Genomic DNA, 22,414 nt, shown 5'->3' with positions numbered 1-22,414 from the left:
ATATGGCCCCCATGAAGGATTCTCTCGCTTCCCTTTGGGCCACTCGACTCCGTCAAAACCAAGGCATTCGCTCCCTGATGGAAGATCTCGGCCAAGTCACGGGCCACCCTGATGAAATCCTATTAGGTGGCGGAAATCCAGCCCATATCCCAGAAGCCGAAGAAATCTTTGCTGAATGTTTTCTCACTCTGGCCAAAGACCCCTTACTCAATGCCCTTCTCGGAGACTACCAGGCTCCTATAGGCAACGATCGTTTTCGTTCCCTCGCCGCAGAATATTTATCATCACATTTGGATGCGAGTCTTACAAAAGACAATATTGCTTTTTTGAATGGGAGTCAGAATGCCTATTCGTATTTACTCAACATTCATTCAGGCAAAATGACAGATGGAAGTTTTAAAAAAATCCTTCTACCAATTGTTCCAGAATACATCGGTTATGCGGACCAGTCGATCGAGGCAGATGCTTTTATCGCAACCAAACCGGAAGTGATTCCTACAGGAAATCACAGATTTCGCTATGGGTTAAACAAAAATGACTTTGATCTTTCCGAGGTTGGTTGTGTTGCTCTTTCCAGACCCACAAATCCTACGGGAAATGTTTTATCTTTAACCGACCTAGATTGGATCGAATCAAAAACGAAAAAAAGATCGCTTCCCCTTCTCATTGATTTGGCCTATGGGAATCCTTTTCCCAATTTAATTGGTGAGGAGGAACCAGTTACTTATCGGGATGGTAGAACTTTATCTTTTAGTTTTTCCAAAATTGGTTTGCCGGGCGTTCGATTGGGAATCATCGTATCAAATCCGGAAACAATCCAAACTCTTTCATCATACGCTGCTGTGGGAAATTTAGCTGTGGGAAACCTTGGTGTGTATATGATGGAGATTCTCTTTCGTAAGGACATTCTTCCACTCCTTTCAAAAAACGTATTACGTCCGTTTTATGACAAAAAAAGGGAGTTAGCGATTTCTATCTTTGAATCAACATTCCAAAAACTAGGTGTCGAATACGAAATTCACGATCCTATGGGTGGATTTTTTCTTTGGATTCGTTTTCCGAATCTTTCTATCTCTAACCACAAACTCTATCACCTTTGTAAAGATAAACGGCTCTTCATAGTTTCAGGACATTATTTCTTTCCGGGACTAAACTCTGATTTTTCCCACACTCAAGATTGCATACGTTTGACATATTGCCGTAAGGAAGAAGAATTAGCCAGGGGAGCCCATATCTTAGCTGAGATTGTGGCCACTCACCAGATGAAATCCAAATGAGCGAAGACAGCATCGATCTATCAGACACAGTCGTAGAGAACCCCTCATCCAAAGAGGAAAGTTCATCCGATAGACCCTCTGCTCAGTCCTATATATTTTTGTCTGATTCAGTAGGGAGCCTAACACCCACGGCACGTTGTATCTTAGATGAACTCAAAGACTGGCACAAACGTGTAGAAAAACACGGCAGTAAAGAAAAACACGCATCTTACCTAATGACTGTGGACAAACTTCCGGAAGCACTAGGTAAGTACACAAACCTAGGGGCTCAAGGCCGGTCAGAAAATTCCATCCACCACGCACTCCGCCAAATTTTAGACATTGATCATCGCGGCCAAAATAGAGCGGCTTACGCTTACCCTTACCTCATTCGGACGGGGAGTAAAATCTCTTCCAAAATTGCGCTGATTGCACCGCAGAACGAAAATAAAACGGACACCCAACCATACAGACAAGCCTGTTTTCGATTTTCACAAGACCTAATCAAAGTGCTCCTTGAAAACCGAGCAAAAAAAGGAAGGAACTGGGACGAAGACAATCCAGGATCTTTACTGTTACAAAAAAACAAAGAGGGAAACACTTGGTTGTATCCTAAACTTGGGTCTTTAGAGGCAGAGATATCTTCGCTAGTAAGAAAGGGATTTGGAAATTTACCTTATATCCCTATGCCTGACTTTCTCCAAGACTTCACCGATTTTGCAAGAGAACAAAACTTAGCCCTTTCTGTGCTCACTGACTACCATATTGTCATTGATGAATTGAATATCTTACCTGACGGAAGTTTCAAACGTTTGCCTGAAGTTGTGAATCAAATTCTGGCTCATATGAATGGGTTGGAACATTTTACAAAAGACCAACTCACGAAACTTGCTAAAGATGCAAAATATGAGTCCTTCTTAGCTTCCTTTAGCGATTATATATCTACGCCGAAGTTTCCTTCTTTAGAATCCAAAATGAATCCTGAAGAAGAAGTAAAAAAGTTTTTATCCATCATTGAAAACTTCCCTTATCCAACTGAAAAAGGGAATAGAGCTCTATCGATCAAAGAAACCATTGAGCTAAGTGTAAAAATTCTAAAAAGACTTTCCGAGGAAAAAGGATCAGTCCTTACACGTAAGGATGATAGTATTTACGGAACTGTCAAAAATGCAGTGATTAGTAAAATCCCAGAACATACTAAAAATCACAATACACTGCTCCGGATTGATTTTGAAGAAGAAGTCGCAAAGGCTGGGATCACTTCGGAAGAAAAAACCAACGAATACATCAAACGTTTGAAAGACGATGTTTTTTCAGACCATTCCTATTACGAAGAAAAACTTCCTGATGGAAGATCAGTTTATTATGTAGTGGATCATGGTTATATGGCAGCAGTCATCCACAAACTAGCGTTTGAGGGAAGAACCAATCCCGAATACAAAAAACAATTGGGTTATGCCAAAATCATCAACCATAAACTTTCCAATCCCAAACACCCGGAACTCAACAACAAACTAAAACCTGAGCTGATTGCAAAACTGAATGCTGATGTAAAAAACATGGAAGTGGAAGAATTGGAAAAGGAACGTTCCAATGAAATCCGTTCTAGATTCAATGCCGTTCCAGGCATTTTGACATTTGTAGTGAGTACGCTAATTTTCATCACTGGTGCATACTACCTTCGTTCGGCGATGCCTATTTTTTTCGGTGTGCCTTTTTCCGTAGTCCTTGGGTTTATGGCAGCCATTTACTTCCGCGAAAAATCCACCGAAGAAATCCGCGATGATATCAAAAATTCCGGTAAATTTTCAGGAATTGGAGATTGGGGCAAACCTACTTATCATTCCAGTTCCTCCTCTTCTTCGTATGAAGACGAAGCGGAGACAAACAAAAAGGAAGAGAAACTTTCTCATATCTACAAAGCCGCAGATAACTTCGTGTTTCCCAAACGATTCAACAAAATCACAGATAAAGTTTTGGATCCCAAATCCTTACGTTCTCGTATTTACGAAAATTTGGACAATATCAAACGAAACAATATGACTCTCGGAAAAGAAAAGGATGACGATAAGGTGGCTTCTACCGTAGAATACGCTGTTCTGCAATCCGTTTCTACCATTCTCATTCCAGACGATGTAGCCATTCGGGATCTTCCAAACACCATCCTCATCAACCGCAATGATATGAAATCTGCACTCTTCCGTGGCCAACTTGCTGACCACTACAGAGAGGAAATGAACAAAAAGAAGTTCGATAAAAAATTAGTTAAGTACTACACCTACCTCATCAATACGGTAGAGATGGAGTATTATAAATACCTTCCGAAAAAACGAGTTTAGATACTAAAATTATTTGATTCCCTACGGGTCACTCCTCCTATGGAGTGTGATGTATCAAAACGGTATCGTTCAATTTCCTATCATCATCATTGATGAAGATTTTCGTTCCGAAAATGCCAGCGGGCTTGGCATTCGAGCTATTGCAAAAGCACTAGAAGGTGAAGGAATCGAAGTACTGGGAGTTACCAGTTACGGAGATTTAACAAGTTTTGTGCAACAACAGAGCCGGGCATGTGGATTCATTCTCTCCATCGACGATGAAGAGTTCACTCCCGAAACAGAAGGTGAAGTTCCCGATGCTCTCCGCCAATTGAAAGATTTTGTTACGCAAGTCAGACATAGAAACGCTGACATACCGCTGTTTCTTTATGGCGAAACAAGAACAAGTCGCCACATCCCCAATAGTATTTTAAAAGAACTTCATGGCTTCATTCATATGTTTGAAGACACTCCTGAGTTTATGGCTCGTGCCATTCACAGAGAAGTCAAATCTTACTTAGATAGTTTACCTCCTCCTTTTTTTCGTGCCTTAACTCAATATGCACATGATGGAAGTTACAGTTGGCACTGCCCAGGACACTCGGGTGGTGTTGCTTTTTTAAAAAGTCCTGTAGGACAAATGTTTCACCAATTTTTTGGTGAGAACATGCTTCGTGCTGACGTTTGTAATGCGGTAGATGAACTGGGGCAACTTTTAGACCATACTGGTCCCATTTCTGCGAGTGAAAGAAACGCAGCTCGGATTTTTCAATGTGATAGTTTGTATTTTGTAACGAACGGAACATCTACTTCTAATAAAATTGTTTGGCATAGTACAGTAGCACCAGGTGATGTTGTCATCGTCGATCGCAACTGTCATAAAAGTATTTTACATGCGATCACTATGACAGGGGCCATTCCTGTATTCTTAATGCCTACGAGAAATCATTTTGGAATCATTGGTCCTATCCCTAAATCGGAATTCAAATGGGAAAATATCCAGAAAAAGATCGCAGAACACCCGTTTGCAAAACACGTAAAAGGAAATCCAAGAATACTCACTATCACACAAAGCACCTATGATGGAATCCTCTACAATGTGGAAGACATCAAGTCAGAGTTAGATGGTAAAATTTCGACTCTTCATTTTGATGAAGCTTGGCTCCCACACGCATCTTTTCATAGATTCTATACAGGGATGCATGCTATTGGATCGGATAGACCTCGTCCCAAAGAAAGTATGATCTTTGCTACTCAGTCCACTCACAAACTTCTTGCCGGTCTCTCCCAAGCAAGCCAGATCCTTGTGCAAAACAGTGAAAAAGAAACCTTAGATAGAAACTTATTTAACGAAGCATTTTTAATGCACACAAGTACGAGTCCTCAGTATGCCATCATCGCTTCTTGTGATGTGGCTGCAGCGATGATGGAATCTCCTGGTGGGAATGCCCTTGTGGAAGAGTCCATTGAGGAAGCTCTCGATTTCCGACGTGCCATGCGAAAAGTGGATTTGGAACTCGAAGAAGATTGGTGGTTTAGTGTTTGGGGCCCGGAAGCCCTCATCGAAGAAGGAGCTGGCGAGAGGGACGAATGGATTCTCAAAGCCAATGACCGTTGGCACGGGTTTGGTGACATTGCAGAAGGATTTAATATGTTGGATCCGATCAAAGCAACCGTCATCACTCCAGGTATGAGTGTGGAAGGAGAATTTGCAGACTGGGGAATTCCTGCTCTCATTCTTACCAAGTATTTAGCGGAACACGGGATCATCGTAGAAAAAACAGGACTTTATAGTTTCTTTATCATGTTTACCATTGGGATTACCAAAGGCCGATGGAATACGATGGTAACTGAATTACAACAATTCAAAGATGATTACGATTCAAACCAACCTCTCTGGCGTGTGATGCCAAAGTTCACTGCTACCTATCCGAAGTATGATCGCATTGGATTACGAGATTTATGCCAATCCATGCACGAAGTGTATCGAGCAAATAATATCTCTCACCTAACAACGGAAATGTATCTTAGTCCGATGATCCCTGCAATGAAACCTTCGGAAGCATTTTCAAAAATGGCACACCGTGATATTGAAAGAGTTCCTATTGATGAGCTGGAAGGAAGGATTACTTCAGTGTTGTTAACACCTTATCCTCCAGGAATCCCTCTCCTCATCCCAGGTGAGAAGTTCAACATGACCATCATTCGTTACTTACAGTTTGCACGTGAGTTTAATGCAAAGTTTCCGGGTTTCGAAACAGACATCCACGGCCTTGTGGAAGAAAAATCAGAATCAGGACATGCCACTTACTTTGTCGATTGTGTATCGGAATAAAAAACTAGAATCCAATTCCAGGTCAAAGAAACTGAACCTGGAATGCCGGTTTAGTGCAAACAAAATCAAATGAGTGGAATTCGTATTTTTACGTTTCTACTCTCGGTTTTTTAGATTTTATAAAAATCATTCCCATTCAATCATTCTTACAACATCTTTCAAACAATCCTCTCTGGTTGCTTGCTCATTTTTGAGGGAAGGAAGACCGGAATACCATTTACCATCAGGGTATTTTAAATCCACCCAATAGGAAAAGAGAGTGGTTTCTCCATTGTTATTTTTGATTTCGATGTTGAGTAGTTTTAAGTCGGAAACACCTGTTTCCTTATAAAACACCTCTCCATTTCGAGTGCGGATTCGAATTTTTTTAGGAACCACCTCAAAGGTGACCCCTTTTTTCTCTTCCCGTTTTTGTTTCAGTTCCCAAGAGTCAATCCGCAATGAATCCAGTTCATTTACGTTTAGCTTTTTTTTATAAAGAATCCCATCTTTGGAATGTTCAAAAGCCATCGACTGACTGCCGCTAGATGATTCACCACGAACCGTTCGTCCATCACAGAGTGTTAAATTGATTACCTTAGGTTCCGAAGACTCTTTGTCTCCGCGAGCATTCCTAGGTTCTTTAGTCTCTTCTATGGGAATGGAAGGAAGATTTGGTTCTTTTGGCAATCGTGGTTCTCCGAGTACCGGAGAAAAAAATCCGAGGGTCCCTACCCAAAGAAAGAGTCGCAGTCGGATGAAGTTATCCATATTCTGACCTTTATCCATGGATGCATTTCTTACTGCAACTTTTCAAACCCTTCCCTTGCCAGTTCTTTTACTCGTGATCATTGGCTCCATCCTTGTTTTGGGCAAAGCCGCTGACGTACTTGTAGACGAGGCAGTATCTCTTTCCGCTCGTTGGGGAGTGCCCAAAATGATCATTGGGGCTACCATTGTGAGTTTAGGAACAACCCTTCCTGAAGTTTCCGTATCCGTACTTTCCGCATTGGAAGGGAATCCGGGAATTGCCCTCGGAAACGCAGTTGGTTCTATTATCTGTGATACAGGCCTAATTTTGGGAATTGCAATTCTCATTTCTCCACCTGACATTGACAAACGACTCGTGAACCGTCAAGGTTGGATCCAAGTTTTATCCGGATTTTTACTTGTTTTTGCCGCACTTCCTTGGAGTAACTTAACATCAGCGTTCTCCACTGGTGGAAGAATTGATCAGGGCACAGGATTTGTATTTTTATTACTACTCGCAGTTTACATTTATTTAAGCATTCGTTGGTCTAGATCCAAACCAGGTGAGGTAGAGGCCGGACTTGACGAAACAACGGAATATGATGAATCACCTTTTTGGATCGTATTCTTAAAATTATTTGCGGCAATTGCGTTTGTCATTCTTTCCTCGAAGGTTTTAATTCCCTCAGTTCAAGAAACAGCCGTTAGACTCTCTATCCCTGAATCCATTATCGGTGCCACACTTGTTGCCTTTGGAACTTCGCTTCCAGAACTGGTGACCGCCATCCAAGCATCCAGAAGAGGACACTCGGAACTCGCAGTGGGAAACATCATTGGAGCCGATATTTTGAATGTTCTTTTTGTATCTGGCGCAGCAGCCGCAGTTACAAGAAATGGATTGGAAGCACCAGTTAGTTTTTTTACCTTTTACTTCCCGTCAATGCTCATTGTCCTAATCTTATTCCGTTTAGGAATCGTTTTTTCCAAAGATAAGATTAAACGACCGTTTGGTGTATTTTTACTTTTTATTTATGTCCTCGCAACTATAGCTGGATTTGTTTTCAAAGGGTAAAATTTATATCCCATTCACCATCTCTTTCAATTCCGGAAGAGATGGTTTGTTTTGTTTTCCATTCTTCATAACTCATCTCATTTGAATTCACTTCTTCTTTCACTATCCTAGTTTCACCAAATATTCTTTGAGCCCCTTGTCGTAATAATAACTTCCCTCCCTCGTTATCAAATTGTTTGGGATGATCAAAAACATAAATTTCCCGATTTTGTTCCATAGCACTGTAAGCCGTGGAAATGGTTCCTGACTTTCGACCCGATTCCATAATGTAAACTCTTTCAGAAAGACCAGAGATGACACGATTGCGTTTCGGAAAAGTCCATTTGGCAGGTTCCGTTTTTAATAAAAATTCAGTAAGCAGGAGTTGTTTTGAATCTTCTTTGATCCTTTTGTATAAATCTCTGTTTCCCGGAGGGTATTCCATCCCAAGAGTGGTCCCAAGAACACCTACGACAGGTACCCCCAAGTCCAAAGCAGAAAGGAAAGCTTGGCGATCAACCCCGAGGGCCATACCGGATACTACCGCCAAACCTTTGTTTAATGACACGAAACGAACCAATTCTTTTGTAGCAAGTAACGAAACCGGCGATGATTTTCTTGTTCCGACTATGGCAACCATAGGAGATTGTAATAACTGAAAATTCCCCAAACAAGCAATCACAAGAGGTGGATCATAAATTTCTTTTAAATTCTTTGGATAATTTTGGTCGTAAAAATGTAAAAGTCTCCAAAGGGGATTCCGTTTTTTTTCCCATTGTTTACACTCATCCAAACATTGATTCCAAAACTCTTCTTCGAAATAACTGGGTAAAACCTGATAGAGTTCAGAAAAGTGAGAATACTTACACCAAACCCTTGTTTTTCGAAGAAAAGAGGAAATCCGGGGATGACCTAAAATCGAAACGACCACATTTTAAGTGGTTAATTTGATTTGTTTTGGGCCCCTAATTGGTTCAAGTTTTTGATGACATTACGATAAGAAGAATTCTCTTCCAAAGGTTCTCTGATGTTTCCTTTTTCTTTCATCTCTTCCAAAACAGATTTGATTCGAATGTATTCATCATAAGCTAAATTCGATTTACCAACCTGATATAAAAAATTGGCTTTGGCAAACCGTGTAGGAACATTGTATGGCTCTTTACGAAGAATTTGATCCAAAAGAGAAAATGCTGTTTCCACTTCATCATAACCATTGGAAGTTTTTCCATTCCACGCTTCATCCTTCAAAGAAGAATCAAAATAAATGAGGGCCAACTGAAAAGGGAAACGAGAATCTTCTTTGTCTAATTTGGAAAGTTGTTTGAATAAACCAATCGCACGATTGCGCCTTGTATGCTCCCAACCCATATCTTTTGATGCATTGGCGTAAGCCACTGCAGTTTCATATAACAATTGTTTATCTAGTTTTCCTGATTGAATGGCTTTCTCAAAGTAAGGTAAGGCAGATTCATAGGAATGGATTTCAAACCCACCTTGTTTTGTATTTGGTAAGGATTCTCCAATAGCTTCTTCATAATAACGAGAACCGAGGTCCGCAGAACCGGCCCGCATATAGGCTCTGGCAATTTTCCAAGAAAGGGCTGCCGATTGGTTGGACTTTTGGACCATTTTACGGATCCGTTTGTCCATCTCCTCAATTTCTGCCTCTTCCAAAGCTAACTTCTCTTTCCAATTGACGATGTCTTTTTCTGTGGGAAGATCGCCACCAATCCGCTTGCGATATTTGGATTCGGTAAGTGACTTTAAATAGTCACAACCTATAAAACTAAATCCGAGCAAAAGAAATAGGATGCCCAGTGGCAGTGAAACCAAAGAAAACCTGCTGTTTTTTGTGCCCATCAGTTCGATTTTAGTTTCTTTCTTTTGGATGAAAAGAAAAAAATGTGATTATGTCTCATAGTTTTCGAAGGTTGGGTGAATCGGATCTTTCCCTCCTCCTCCATTGGGAATCCCTCTGTTTCCCCGGCGAGGAATGGACAGAAAAGATGATCCAAACCCATCTTGAATTCCATGTGGCTTTTGTTTTGGGAAGTCCCGATGGGGAGTGTTATGCTCTCGTTTGCGAAACTCCTTGGGAGATTGAAATTTTTCGTATCGCGACACTTCCCAACTATCGAAAGTTAGGTTTAGCAAAACAACTTTTGTTATCCCTCTTCCAAGAATTTCCCAAAAAAGAATTTTTCCTGGAAGTTAAGGAATCAAACGAAGCGGCCATCAGACTTTACCAGTCAGTTGGCTTTTTAGAATTAGAAAGACGTAAAAAATACTATCCGGACGGATCCACAGCCGTTCTGATGAAAAGGAATCCACCTGAATGAAAAATGCATATGTCACTGGCGCATCCCAAGGAATTGGAAAAGAATTTGTTCGTGCTCTTGCTAAAGACTACAATGTCTTTTTAATTTCCCGTACGGAATCCGATTTAAAAAAAGTAATTTTAGAATTAGAACCGAAATCTCGAGGTATCTTAAAATACTTTGCTCTTGACCTTACAAAGAAAAAAGATGTGGAAGAACTCGCAAGTATCATCACAAAAGATAAAGATGTAGAACTTGTAGTAAACAATGCAGGATTTGGAACTGTTGGTGAGTTTGCAGCTTTACCACTCGAAAAAGAACTAGATGAAGTAAATCTAAATGTAAAAACATTAGTTCATTTAAGCCATGTTGCTCTTAACCGATTTAAAAAAAATAAAAAAGGATATTTGATTAATGTGGCATCTATCGCAGGTTATTTGCCAGCTCCAGGCAGTGCTATTTATGCCGCAACCAAAGCATTTGTAAAATCCTTCACAGAGTCCATCCACGAAGAGGCAAAACTTCACGGAATATATGTACAAGCACTTTGTCCAGGGCTTACCCATTCAGATTTTCACCAAAGAGCAGGAATTAATAAATCCAAATATCCTTCGTTTATGTGGCAAGATGCTGATGTAGTGGTAGAAGAATCACTGAGTGCACTTCGCCATAACGAAGCAGTATGTATCACAGGTTCGTTCAACCAAGGTGCGGTTACCATTTCCGAACTCATTCCACGAGGCTTCTTACGAAGGTTAAGTGGTAAATACTTAAAACTAGAAGAGGAATAGGATGGATGTTGCAAAATTAGATGCCTGGTATCGTAGATTACTTGTAATTTTCTCCATTATTGCAGGAGGATTTCAGGTTTACTATGAAGGTAACGTTTGGATTAACGCAGTCTTCGTGGTTCTGATGGCAGGGGTGGTTGGTTACTTCACCAATTTCCTTGCAATCAAGATGTTATTTCAACCTAAACATGGTAAGGTGCTAGGTTGGTCAGGCCTTGTTCCCAAAAACAAATCCAAAATCGCAAAGTCACTTGGCGAAAGTATCCAAAGTAATTTACTTCATCCCGATATCATCTTATCTTATATCTATGAACGTAACTTAGTAGAAACAGGAATCCAAAAGATAGTCAAAGAAATTGATGAGGCCATTCACAACGTAGAAATCAGAACTATGCTTGTGACAAAAATCATTTCGATGTTAAAAGAAAGGGGACCTGAAATTTTAGAAGTTATCTTTGATTTTTCCGAAGAAACTATGAAAAAAATGGCGGAACGTCCAGAGGAAGTTCAAAAACTTTGGGACTATACAAGAGATCGCCTAACATACTATCTCACAGAAGAAACCAATCGTGAAGAACTAGGAAAACAACTCAGAGTAATCCTTCTAGAAGAGATGCCAAAACTGGCAAACCTTCTCAACGAAGGTCTAGAAGAGTATTTAAAAACAAGAAGTACACTTGGAAAAATTGGAATTGGAGTAAAAAAGATTTTTTCTTTCAACGAAGAAGCCATCCGAGAACTTTTAGAACGGTTTGTCAAAGACCCTGAAACTTCCGACCAGTTCATGAAGATGATGGATGAAATGATGGCGGGCCTTCAAGAACGATTAAATTCCAAAGAAACACAAGAATTCATTACGGGAAAAATTTCTAATTGGTTGGAAGCCAGTGGCGATTATGCAAGACAAAATCTCCTACCATCTGGGATTGAACGACTACAATCATATTTGGATGATCCAAATAACTGGGAAGAAATTGAAAAAAACTTCTTTCGTGCTGTAGATTGGGTCAAAAAACGCCTTCTTGAATTTATGTATAGTGAAGAAGGAAAAGTTTATCTCAAAACCAATATTGAAAAATTTGTACATAATATCAATGTAACAGCTCTTGTAGAAGAAAGAGTGATGGCTCTTGATACGGACGATTTGGAAAAAATGATCTTAGACAATACCGGTGGAAACCTGGTCGTAATTCAGTTCTTAGGTGGTATTTTAGGAATGATTGCAGGACTCATCCAAGTTCATATCTATTTTTCTGTTCCAGTTGGTGCCCTTGTCTTAATTACCTACATTGCACATTATAGAAATCAGAAACGGTTTGGAGCCGAAGTTGGAAATCTATGAACTCTAAACATAATTTTTACTCTTTCTCCATTCCTATTTTATTTCTCATCCTACTTGGTTTTACAATCCAATGTGCCGAAAAAAAAACTTTTGTTAGATTAGAATCAAAAAACGATGATTCTGGACTTTTTTATTTGGTTCGGCCGGAACACTCATCGCTTTCTCTTTGGAACTATGAATGCCAATTATCGCGATATCCAGATAAATTCTCGTCTCAGATACAACCTACACCTCTTTTCAAAATTGAATTAGAGAATGCATCCCTAGGTTACCTTAGATTAAAAGAAGGTACTTACCGATTGGATGTAGTTGGAAAAGAAGACGCTACTAAAATATTTCAAATCAAAAGTGGAGAGGAAAAATATTTTGAACTCAAAATATTTAGTGAAACAAAGATAGGACGAAGTGAGTTAACTTTTCGAGAAATTGATAAAAAAACTACACTAGAAGAAATACTTTCTGTTCCCAAGTTCCTTGAACATCCATTTGTATCAGTACAAATGCCGATTGAGTAATACCAAAAAATCTTTAGCAAACTTGGACCGACCCAGATTCATCCAATCCACATGCCCTCCCCCCCGGATTTCCCAAAATACTTTGGGTTCTCCAGCCAAACCAAAAATTTGTTTTCCATTTTCAAAAAACACAACATTATCATCTGTTCCATGGATGATCAAAAGTGGTATAGGGGATAGCTTGGCTATTGAATCACGAGGACTTGTGTCATCATGGAACAACCAAGCAAATAGATTCCCAATCGGAGGAAAGAGCACATTGTTCATCGTCTGTTTGGCAACTTCCCGATAAGAGGGAAAAGACCCGTCAATACAAAGCAAAACAACATCGTTTTTTTGTTTCCAGTCTGCGACAGAACGCATAGCGACAGCTCCACCAAGACTCTGACCATAAACAATTAATTTCGATCCTTTTTCCCTGGTTTCCTCTAAAGCAAACTCCAGAACTAAATTACTATCTTCTAATATATCATCTGGGTCTGGTTCTCCTTCTGACTCACCATAACCTCGATAATCAAAAACAATCAGTTCATACCCATGGTTCACAAGCCAGACAAGAGATAAAAAATGAGTACTCATATTTTGTCCGTTTCCATGGAATTGTAATATGACTGCTTTGGGTTTTTCTACTGCTTGTGAATGAATTTTCCATACACTTAATTTTACTCCATCCTTTGTGGTGATAAACGATGGAGTATATACAAAACCCATTTGTTTAGGAGTAAGGTATGTTTCTTTCGTTGGGTGGTAATATAAAGAAGAACAACCAAAAAATAAAAAATTAAAACAAATAATGATAAGAAACAAGTGCTTCTTCATAGAATCTTTCTCCATTAACTTCAACTCGTAACTCATGTGTATTTGAAAATGCATATCTAATTTTAAAAGTAGCATAATAAGTATTCAAATTATGACTTAATTGATAATTTTGTGCAGTTGTGCCTGCATAAATTTTCCAAACACCCCATTCCTGTTGGTAAAGCAAACTGGCATTGGCTCCATAACGAACGCCATTTTCAAACATTCGTCCATTTTGTACTTTTACACCAGCAAGTACACTCAATACACCCATACTCATCGGAGACTTTCCAAATTCATTAGAAAAAGAATACCCGAACCGAAAATCAAAATTACCCACCTGTTTTCGTAAGGTTTCATCATTATTTCGATAAACAGCTGTTTGTATACCTGTATCCAAAGAATAAGAAAAGTCTTTCGATATAGAATTATAAGGATTTAAAGAAGTCACCTTTACTGCACTCATAGATGTCAATTCTGGTTTTTTGTTTTCATAGGTTCGGACTGTTGTATCAAAAAAAGCCAACTCAGAATTAGGTGCATGTCCTTTACTTACATTTAATAAATCATGATAGGCAATCCGATATTGAAACTCGGCAAAATTTCCCAAAGAAGAGGAACCAAAAGAGGTGGATACTCGACTTACAGGATGTGAGGCTTCAGGTGGTGTAGACAAAGGAATTTGTTCATTGGGAGTGTATTCGTCATTTAGTTTACTTCTAAAAATCAATAACTTATCGTAATACTCTTTATGTTGTTTGGGTACCGAGTCCTTTGTTGTATAACGATATCGATATGTGTCTAAAACTGCATCAGTAACCAGTGCTAACCGTAAATTTTCATTTGGTTCTGGTAGAAAAGCTTTTTCAAAACGTATCATTTCCCAATATGTAGTTCTTTCATCTTCAGACATGTCAAAGATTTTGTATTTTATTTTTGAATAAAGAGAGGGTCGGTATTTTCTGGAAATCACAAGTCCATCTTCAGCTAAATAAAGTTTAATGGTATCACCAGGTGCGACGATCCAACCTGTTTTTTTACTAATATCTAATTCAGGCATCGCCACTTCTAATATCTCCATCAAATGATAAGAGCAGTTTTCATTGATAAAAAAATAGTCAAAATCAGCACGACCCATTTCCCATAGATGGCGCAAAAACCTCTCCCTGTCCTCAGGTTTCAATTTTAGTTTGTATTCCCAAAGGTCACGGCTTTCCATATCATTGTATTCATTGACTTTCAGGTAATAGGGAAATATAGCGAAACTACCAGGGTATCCACCAGTTAACCCCCGATACGCATAAGAAAATGGATCCATTTCTCCTGGCGTTGCAGCATAGTTTACTCCATAATCTAACAACTCGGCATTTTCATTTTCTTTGTTATTGAGTTTGAGAAGTGTATGACCAAACATAGAAGCAGGAGCCTGCATATAATAAGAGGAAAAAACAACGGAGAGAGAATCTGGACTTAATGCATCCTTCCATGCCTCAAACCTTTCACATGAAACTTCCATTAGTCGACTTTGATCAAACTTTAACTTTTCTTTGAGCCAATGGTATCTTTCTGGATAATAACATTGTGGATGTTGTAAACCTTCAGGAATAGGCTCTTCTGTAAAAAAACTATGAAGTGTTGCGACCAATTCCTTTTCAGGATTGTGTTTTCCTTCTTCATCGAGAAAGTAACGTTTGTTATCGACTTCGCTTTCCAGGTAACCCCATCTGGTTTTTTTAAATCGCAAAAGCCGATACCAATGTGTTTCTTCTGCCAAGTGTTTTTCTTTAGCCTCGCCAACGAGCTCTTGCAGGTATTGCTGTGACTTGGGTGATTTAGGAACCGTTTTCCCTTGATTCCTTGCTGTTAAAAAATCCAGGTCGAGTATATTAATGTTGCTAGGAGGTTCAATGGCCCCAAGCGAAGTGGTGAAGAGGATTAAAAGTAGAGTAAGTAGGTACAGAGGAAACACCAGAGTATCCAAATGTTCGGATACTCTGATTTTTTACAAAGGATTAGATTTTACAGTAATTTTTTACTGTTTGGTCTTTTTCCAAAGTTTCATGAAGGTTGGACAACATCAAACTAGGGTTTGCTTTAGATTCTTCTGTGAAGATTCTAGAGTAGTTTTCTTTCACTACTTCATTGAAGCGAACGCCTGATTTGCATTCAAAAAGAGTCGCTAGGTTAGAGAGTTTTTCCCCTTTACCAGCTGCCATTTCTTGTTCTAAACCATCAAAGTTCATATGCACATAGATTTCACGTGCATGTTCTTTTTGAGCAACGCCGTCAGCTTTACAGTTAGACGTTCCAGTAGTGATACCAAAAGTTTGGCTTCCTGAAGTTCCGTTTGTTGTAGCAACAAACACTTGATTGCCAGTAGGCATTACGAGAGTTCCAAGTCCGCAACCCGCCATACCGTATTTAGGTGCAGCAGACATTTGAGAGGCAAGGAGAACCATGGAGATTCCGATTGTGGAGATGAGTGTTAACTTTTTCATTTTATTTCAAATCTCCTTAAATTTGTGAACAAGACTTTGCGAGGATTTTATCGCTTTTAACTTCTGACTTAACTGCTGAAAGTACACTTGCAGGAGTTGAATCTTCTGTGATGAGTTTAGCATAGTTTTCTTTCGTTACTTGGCCAAATCTTGATAAAGAATCGCTAGAACAACCGAGAAGGTTTCCAAGAGATTCTAATTTTTCCCCTTTCCCTGAAGCCATTTCTTGACCTAGAGAGTCATAGTTCATCGTGATGAACAATTCTTGTACTTTGTCTTGTTTCACAACACCATCAGCAGTACAATTGGATGTTCCAGATGTAATACCAAAAGTTTGGTTTCCGTAAATCCCATTTGATGTAGCAGCGAAAATTTGAGTGATGTCATTGTTTGAAATAATCAATGATCCTAATCCGCAGCCAGCCATACCATATTTTTTGGCTTCCACAGAAGTAGATGTCATTGTGACAGCTACAACGGCAGCAGACAAAAATAGGATTGAGGTAATTCTTTTTCCCATTTCGAATTCTCCTTTTGAAACTTTCGATTCAAATTCCGACGAACTGTATTCGATCTTTTTGATTAGTCAAAAACTTTTTTGGTATGGTCTGGAATTTCTTTCCTAGGAAATTCGATAGCAAAAAAATTAGAATCAGTATAAACGAGAATTTAGAGACCGTATAACTCCTGCTTTGCCTCAGAGGATGGAATTCTCTGTGAACTTGATTCAGAATTTGAGACCCTATCCTTCAATCCGCTAAAAACTCGATCCCTGAATACACCAACCTGGGTTTTCCTTCCACAGTTTTTAGTTCAATTTTCTCTCCTAAATTCCGTCCGTAACCTAAAATTCGTAAGGTTGTCGGTGATTCCAACAGGCAAGGTGAGGCGATCGAATATCCGAGTCCCCCCAGTGAGTAACCAATGGTGGCCAAAAGAAAACCGCGTTTGTCTTTGTTTAATTCCACACGTGGGATGATCGAATGCGGATCTTTGGTTTGGTAGGAAGTGAGGTAGGTGGCATCCGGTAATTTCTGGTTAGGTTGGAATCTGTGGGCAAATCCAATACTTCCTTTTGTCATATCAGCCGAATATAAAGTAAAAATCTTCTCCCCTTCCCAGGGTTCAAATTCCAAACGAAAACTTTCGATGGTTTTGTCCTTCACGGGGATGAGACCAAAAAACAAACGCAAGTCGGTGCCAAACCGATTTTCTCGTTCTACCAAATCAAAATCAATCCCCATGATATCGAGCTTAGGAGTTTTGCCTGGCTTTAGTTCGTGAATTCCAAAAGGTGATGCATAAAGTCCATAATAACCATCCAATTGGTTTTGTTCTTTTCGTTCGCCAATCGGCGGAGATTCTAAAGAACCTCCTGTTTTGTATTCAAATATCGTATCCATGACCGCTTTGTTAGTTGGTTGAATACTTGCCGTTGCAAAACCAGTGGTGTTCCCTGCAAGGAAACTGGCAGTTTCTGTCTCTGGATCATAAACCAAATCGGCAAAGTAAGGTGGGAGAGAGCCCGCATGGCCCGCAGTCCAAACGGTTTTACCACCACTTATATTTTTCTGAAGTAAAACCGGAAGTCCCAGTTTCATTTGAAAATTGGAACTGGGTCCTTTTTGAATCCGATGGAATTCGGCAAAACTTTGTTTTGAGAGTAAACCTTTTCCTTTTTTACTTTGAAACAAAGCTTTCATAAAAAGGCCCATATCTTCTCCAGTCGAGGAAAGGGAACCCGCAGTCAAATCACGAATTTTTGGACGAGCGGTTTTTGTTTTCCAAAAAAAGCCATGGTATCCAGGAACAAGTTCTGAATTTTCATAAACCTCAAGTAAGGTGGAATGTTTCATTCCTGCTCTCGCAAAAATTTCCTTTTGGAAATAATCTTCGATCCCAAGACCTGACACTCGTTCGATTACCACTCCGAGAAGTCCAAATCCAAAATTGGAATAGGAATGTACTTTCCCTGGTTCGTTTCTTTCCATATGGATGAGATGGCTCGGAAGGGAACGAAAGGATTCTAAAATTTCTGTATCATTCGCATCGGGAGAAAGAAAAAAACCAGAAGCTAAATCAGAAGGAAGCCCCGATTGGTGAGTCAGAATGTCTCGAAGAGTGATCTCTCTGAAATTTTTCTCTCGGCTCTGAATTGTTTTAATTTCTGGAAGGAATCGAGAAAGCTTATCATCTAACTTCAATTTGCCTTTCTCTTGTAATTGTAAAAGAGCAATTCCAGTAAATAGTTTAGTAATACTTCCTATTTTAAATCTCTGGATCTTTTCCTTTTTTTCTCCGCCAAGAACTCCTGAATGGATCACTCCATCACCTAACAAATACATATAGGACAAGGAATGAATTCCTGAATTTTGTAATTCTTCTATTTTGGATAATACCACTTTCTCGGTAACAACTGGGTTGTTATGGTAAACTTCCTTGGGTTTTTCTTGCACAGAAGAACATTGAAGGAAAAATAGAATGTTTAAAAAAAGAAAAAAGGAAATTCGTTTGCGATTCGAAAGAGGAGGAAGGGGTAAAAGTATTGGCAATGTTCGGATAGGAAGAAGGGGATCTTCCTTTGCCTTAGGTTTGGTCTTAGATGGTGACTTTTTTGAAGACTTTGTATTTTTAGGAGACCGAGGATTCATTCCCCTTAAAAAATAAAATCCGAAATCTACCGCAAGTCCATAAATCAAAGAACCCCCAAGACCTATGGAATGGGGAGTGATCGCTATGCCAAACGGAAAGAACTACAAAGGTTCTCCTCGTTTGGGTTTTGTTTGTTGGCAAAAGTTTTATCGATTGAGTCGATAAATCATTAATCTTCGATCACACTCATCGAGTATTCAGAAATTGCTTCGCGGCGTTTTTCTGCATAATCTTTATGGAACCAAAGGTCTTGGGTATTTTTGGCAGTCTTTTTGTTTCCCACAGTAATGGTAGTCATACAATGATCCACCGCATACTTCATGGCTTCTTTACCAGTTTCCCCTAATCCCTTGTTTCGTTTTTTACGAGTGATTTCGGCACCTTGTTTGTTAACACGAGCGACTAACTTATCGTAGTCGGAATCATCAATACAGAAAACCGTTTCTTTTTTTGCATCCTTCCATTTCACATCTACTTCGTAAAGTGGTGCCGCAGAGATATTGATAAAACCCAACTCAAAAAGTTCAGGCCAATATTCATAGAAAAAAGACAACATAAGAGAACGGATGGCATATCCATCAAAATCCGCATCCGTGATGATGCTGATACGATCATAATGTAGTTCATCGATGGACTTCACTTTTTGATCGAGAGGAAGGCCCACAATGGCAACAATGTTTTTCATCTCTTCGTTTTGTAAGGCCTTTGCTAAAGACATTCCCTTACAGTTGAGAGGTTTTCCTCGTAAAGGGAAAAGACCGTGTAATTTCGGATTTCTTGCCGGACGTAAACCCGCAATCGCCGAGTCCCCTTCCGCCACAAATAGAATTCGACCTGGATCGTTTGGTTTGCCCGTTGGAGGCATAAGCTTAGGGATATTGTTCCGAGACGCCTTACGGAGGCCTTTCTGCGCGTCCTCGAGCTGTTTTAGCTGGGTTCTACGCTCCATTACCATCTTAATTTCTTCGATAAGGCCGGTTTTCTTTAAAAGTTTGTCCAAATGTTTGTCGACCGCTTTTCGGATGTCATCGTTCAAATCATTGATGAGATAAGACTTATCTTGGGATTTAAAACGAGGATTGAGAATCCGAAGGTTCACATACATATGGAAACAACTTCTAACGTCGTTACGTGTACATTGTGTATTCAGTTTCTTTTCTAAACTGACAATTTGCGATTTTTTACGAACTTCATCGCAAAGTCTGTTTTCTAAATACTCAATGGCAGATCCACCCTGTGGACAGAAAATAGAGTTCACCCAAGTGAGTGTTTTGTTTTGGCCCACAACCACATAAGTGTCCATATTGATTTGGGAAGCCGAAGTTTTATCAGAATAATCTAACTTGTAGTAAACCATCTCGGAATTACTAAAAATCTCATCAAAACCTTTTTTAAATTTATACTTTTCTTTTCCAGTTTTGTGAATAAACACTACTTCTAAACCAGGGTTGGACATAGCAATGTCTTGGAGATATTGCTTCACCAAATTAATGTTAAAAGAAGTATCCAAATTATTAAAATAAGAAGGATTTAATTCAAACTCAACTGTGGTTCCGTGATCTTCTTTTTTAGCTGTTTCAACAACAGCTGTCATTCCTGTTTTATCACAAGGTGCTTTTAGTTGTTTGATTTGATCAGCTGACAAAAGTGGACAGTCAACAAATGTTCCATGTTCATCGTAATATAAATGAACTCGTTCTGTATCTTCTTTAGAAAGTTTAAAACTACGAATGGTTTTTTTCACATCATCGTGAATGCTAAACATTTTTTTGTAAGCTTTTCCACCATTGATGGTCTTCACACGAAAGAAAGATGAAACCATACGAACAAGAGAGATCCCCACACCATTTTGACCGGCAACATGATCCTCTTTAACTTTATCATCAAAGTTTTCCCCATACATCAAATGGAGATACACACCTTCAGCATTATCAGCGGGAATCCCACGCCCATTGTCCTGGATGGTCACACGTTTGCGATCCGTAGACAATTGAATGATGAGTTTATTCATTTTGTCTTTTTCTGGGATCGCCTTATCGTTTAAGTTCTTTCTATATTCATCCACACAATTCATACAAGCCTCATCCAAACATTTCAGTTTGGCAGGGATGTCAGAAAGTTCTTCGTGAAGAATGTCGTAAGTGCCGGCGTTATCTTTTGTAAAAAAGTGTTGTTCAAAAGTGGAAAGGGAGTTTTGCCCAAGCCACATTCCTGTCCGCATCCGAACGTGTTCTACATTCGATAATTTTTTAAAATTTCGCGAATTTCCTGAGGTTTTTTCAGTTTTTTGAGCCATATCTAATTATTTCGGATCCCATTTTTTCTTCAGTTCATCAAGTTCATCGGTCATAAAACCGGTGAGTTTTTTATCATCTTTTTGTAATGCCGTATACTCTGTGTATTTCGTTTTTGCTTCCACAATGGCATCTTCGCATTTACGAACTTCTTCCAAAGTCATTCTATAGACGGGAATAGAACTCAACCATTCGAAATAAACGAACTTGGCGGCTTTCAACTTGTCTTCAAATTCTTTTTTAGATTTAATCCCTGTTACCTTTTCGTTCCATTTTTCTTTGATGAATCGAATGAGTTCTGAGTTACGATCGATCTTTTCTTTTTCTAAACCTGCCAATCGTTTGAAACGACGAATGAGATGTGTTTTTCTAAAATCGCAGAATCGTTTGATAATTTCTTCAGGGTTAAAGTTACGAAGTTTTCCTTCGTGAGTGATTACGTTGATTGTAAGAACTTCATTGTTTTCTTTGGAAAACAATTCTTTGATCTCTTTTTCAGAAGGTTCCTCGCCTTTTTTGGCAACGAGTTCAATTTTAAAAGTTTGGCTGGAGTGATCCACATAGTCTTTCAGCCAATTGTCTTTTTTCTCAATCAAATCATCTAGATAGTTTACTACCTTCTCTCGGTTCCAGTTCATTGGGGAGTCAACAAGGAACAACTTTCCATCTTCTTTTTTGAATCCGAAAGTAGTCGACATAACAGTGTTACCGTTGTCATTTTTAGACAACTTCACTTCCCCACCGTACCCTTTGTACCATGGAGTGATCTTTTTTGGTTTTCCTGTCTTTAAATAAGTAACTTGGGATTCGATCACATCACTGAGTTTGTGAGCAGGAATGAAACAACGAAAACCCGTTGCGATTCCTTGGATGTTATTTAAGAGTACAACCGGAACTTTTCCGACGAAATGAATGGGTTCGTCTTCGGTTTCATCATAGTTTTTGACATAATCAATATCAGGTAAACTTTCGAAAAATCCTAAATCCTTAGCAAAGTCGGAAAGTTTGACTTCCGTATAACGCGGAGAAGCGATTGCATTCGGGTCCAAAACGTCACCGAAGGTTCCTTCTCCATGTACCAAAGGATAGTTATTTGCAAATGCAAAGTCTTGTGCCATTTGCGAAAGGGCATCTTGGATGGAACGATCCCCGTGCGGATGGTATCCCATAGCAAGACCGGCAACTTTTACTGTTTTTGTGTGACGGTTTCGGGCATCCGAGTTCCACATTGCCCATAAAATCCTTCGTTGAACAGGCTTTAGACCATCAATTTCTTGCGGAATGGCTCTCGAATCACATACATAGCGAGAGTATTTCCTTTGGTCATCATTCACTTGGTCTTCAAAGGGGCGTTTTGGATACTGTTCTTCGTTCTTCATGGGTTCCAATGACACAGGGATGGGGTGAATTGACTTGTCAAGCGGTTTTCCCTTTTTAGACTGGCGATACGCACCGGTCTATGTCCCCAGAAACTCAAGTATACTCCCGATTCTATTGGCTTTTATGTACCTTGATTT

At 39.4% G+C, this 22,414-nt stretch carries 18 protein-coding genes; 8 read left to right on the top strand and 10 right to left on the bottom strand.

All coding sequences use genetic code 11. The features are described 5' to 3' along the window. Window positions 1-2 precede the first annotated feature (2 nt). Genes EHQ49_RS05155 through EHQ49_RS05145 form a run of 3 tightly spaced genes read left to right on the top strand, consistent with a single transcriptional unit; the run spans window position 3 to window position 5,909 of the window. Window positions 3-1,277, top strand: coding sequence for a valine--pyruvate transaminase (locus EHQ49_RS05155; protein ID WP_135576994.1), 1,275 nt, complete (start codon window positions 3-5; stop codon window positions 1,275-1,277). After that, window positions 1,274-3,595 (top strand): hypothetical protein, encoded by a 2,322-nt coding sequence (locus tag EHQ49_RS05150; RefSeq protein WP_135576992.1) that lies wholly within the window; start codon window positions 1,274-1,276, stop codon window positions 3,593-3,595. Before EHQ49_RS05155 ends, EHQ49_RS05150 begins: the two co-directional genes overlap by 4 nt. A 49-nt stretch (window positions 3,596-3,644) precedes the next feature. Next, on the top strand, window positions 3,645-5,909 hold the full coding sequence (locus EHQ49_RS05145; RefSeq protein ID WP_135576990.1) for an arginine/lysine/ornithine decarboxylase: 2,265 nt from the start codon (window positions 3,645-3,647) through the stop codon (window positions 5,907-5,909). 126 nt (window positions 5,910-6,035) lie between these two features. Here the strand turns inward: EHQ49_RS05145 and EHQ49_RS05140 are convergent, their stop codons facing one another. Then, window positions 6,036-6,677 carry a hypothetical protein gene (locus EHQ49_RS05140; RefSeq protein WP_135576988.1) on the bottom strand — a complete coding sequence of 214 codons (642 nt, stop codon included), beginning with the start codon at window positions 6,675-6,677 and terminating at the stop codon, window positions 6,036-6,038. Between EHQ49_RS05140 and EHQ49_RS05135 the strand changes: the two genes are divergently transcribed. Then, window positions 6,676-7,710: a calcium/sodium antiporter gene (locus tag EHQ49_RS05135; RefSeq protein ID WP_135576986.1), complete on the top strand. Its 1,035-nt coding sequence runs from the start codon at window positions 6,676-6,678 to the stop codon at window positions 7,708-7,710. The two genes, EHQ49_RS05140 and EHQ49_RS05135, sit on opposite strands and share 2 nt — an antisense overlap. Here EHQ49_RS05135 and EHQ49_RS05130 read toward each other — a convergent pair. Together EHQ49_RS05130 and EHQ49_RS05125 are read right to left on the bottom strand one after the other, a co-directional pair. Further along, a complete protein-coding gene (locus EHQ49_RS05130; RefSeq protein WP_135576984.1) occupies window positions 7,700-8,620 on the bottom strand; it encodes a DNA-processing protein DprA in 921 nt (306 codons plus the stop codon). The genes EHQ49_RS05135 and EHQ49_RS05130 overlap by 11 nt on opposite strands. An 11-nt stretch (window positions 8,621-8,631) precedes the next feature. Then, on the bottom strand, window positions 8,632-9,549 hold the full coding sequence (locus tag EHQ49_RS05125) for a tetratricopeptide repeat protein (protein ID WP_135576982.1): 918 nt from the start codon (window positions 9,547-9,549) through the stop codon (window positions 8,632-8,634). A 50-nt stretch (window positions 9,550-9,599) separates the two neighbouring features. Between EHQ49_RS05125 and EHQ49_RS05120 the strand changes: the two genes are divergently transcribed. From EHQ49_RS05120 to EHQ49_RS05105, 4 genes are read left to right on the top strand one after another with little or no spacing between them, the layout of a single operon-like run. Beyond that, window positions 9,600-10,028: a GNAT family N-acetyltransferase gene (locus EHQ49_RS05120; RefSeq protein WP_135576980.1), complete on the top strand. Its 429-nt coding sequence runs from the start codon at window positions 9,600-9,602 to the stop codon at window positions 10,026-10,028. After that, window positions 10,025-10,798 carry an SDR family NAD(P)-dependent oxidoreductase gene (locus EHQ49_RS05115; RefSeq protein WP_135576978.1) on the top strand — a complete coding sequence of 258 codons (774 nt, stop codon included), beginning with the start codon at window positions 10,025-10,027 and terminating at the stop codon, window positions 10,796-10,798. The genes EHQ49_RS05120 and EHQ49_RS05115 overlap by 4 nt, the downstream gene beginning before the upstream one ends. Window position 10,799: 1 nt before the next feature. Beyond that, complete coding sequence (locus EHQ49_RS05110; protein WP_135576976.1) at window positions 10,800-12,140, top strand: DUF445 family protein; 1,341 nt, start codon at window positions 10,800-10,802, stop codon at window positions 12,138-12,140. After that, complete coding sequence (locus tag EHQ49_RS05105; RefSeq protein WP_135576974.1) at window positions 12,137-12,655, top strand: hypothetical protein; 519 nt, start codon at window positions 12,137-12,139, stop codon at window positions 12,653-12,655. Before EHQ49_RS05110 ends, EHQ49_RS05105 begins: the two co-directional genes overlap by 4 nt. Here EHQ49_RS05105 and EHQ49_RS05100 read toward each other — a convergent pair. The 7 genes from EHQ49_RS05100 to EHQ49_RS05070 form a co-directional block, all read right to left on the bottom strand. Next, entirely contained in the window at window positions 12,632-13,474 is an 843-nt protein-coding gene (locus EHQ49_RS05100; RefSeq protein WP_135576972.1) for an alpha/beta hydrolase, read from the bottom strand. The genes EHQ49_RS05105 and EHQ49_RS05100 overlap by 24 nt on opposite strands. After that, on the bottom strand, window positions 13,437-15,422 hold the full coding sequence (locus EHQ49_RS05095; protein ID WP_135576970.1) for an Lnb N-terminal periplasmic domain-containing protein: 1,986 nt from the start codon (window positions 15,420-15,422) through the stop codon (window positions 13,437-13,439). The genes EHQ49_RS05100 and EHQ49_RS05095 overlap by 38 nt, the downstream gene beginning before the upstream one ends. A gap of 43 nt (window positions 15,423-15,465) precedes the next feature. After that, window positions 15,466-15,951: a DUF3015 family protein gene (locus tag EHQ49_RS05090; protein ID WP_135576968.1), complete on the bottom strand. Its 486-nt coding sequence runs from the start codon at window positions 15,949-15,951 to the stop codon at window positions 15,466-15,468. 16 nt (window positions 15,952-15,967) lie between these two features. Beyond that, a complete protein-coding gene (locus tag EHQ49_RS05085; RefSeq protein WP_135576966.1) occupies window positions 15,968-16,471 on the bottom strand; it encodes a DUF3015 domain-containing protein in 504 nt (167 codons plus the stop codon). A gap of 229 nt (window positions 16,472-16,700) precedes the next feature. Further along, a complete protein-coding gene (locus EHQ49_RS05080) occupies window positions 16,701-18,602 on the bottom strand; it encodes a serine hydrolase domain-containing protein (RefSeq protein WP_135576964.1) in 1,902 nt (633 codons plus the stop codon). Window positions 18,603-18,772: 170 nt separating this feature from the next. Next, complete coding sequence (locus tag EHQ49_RS05075; protein WP_135576962.1) at window positions 18,773-20,899, bottom strand: toprim domain-containing protein; 2,127 nt, start codon at window positions 20,897-20,899, stop codon at window positions 18,773-18,775. A gap of 6 nt (window positions 20,900-20,905) precedes the next feature. Further along, window positions 20,906-22,276: a DNA gyrase subunit A gene (locus EHQ49_RS05070; protein WP_135576960.1), complete on the bottom strand. Its 1,371-nt coding sequence runs from the start codon at window positions 22,274-22,276 to the stop codon at window positions 20,906-20,908. Window positions 22,277-22,414: the final 138 nt, after the last annotated feature.

This window comes from Leptospira perdikensis (genome assembly GCF_004769575.1).
In the GTDB taxonomy this organism is placed as follows: Bacteria; Spirochaetota; Leptospiria; order Leptospirales; family Leptospiraceae; genus Leptospira_A; species Leptospira_A perdikensis.
This window is presented reverse-complemented; position numbering and strand designations above follow the sequence as displayed.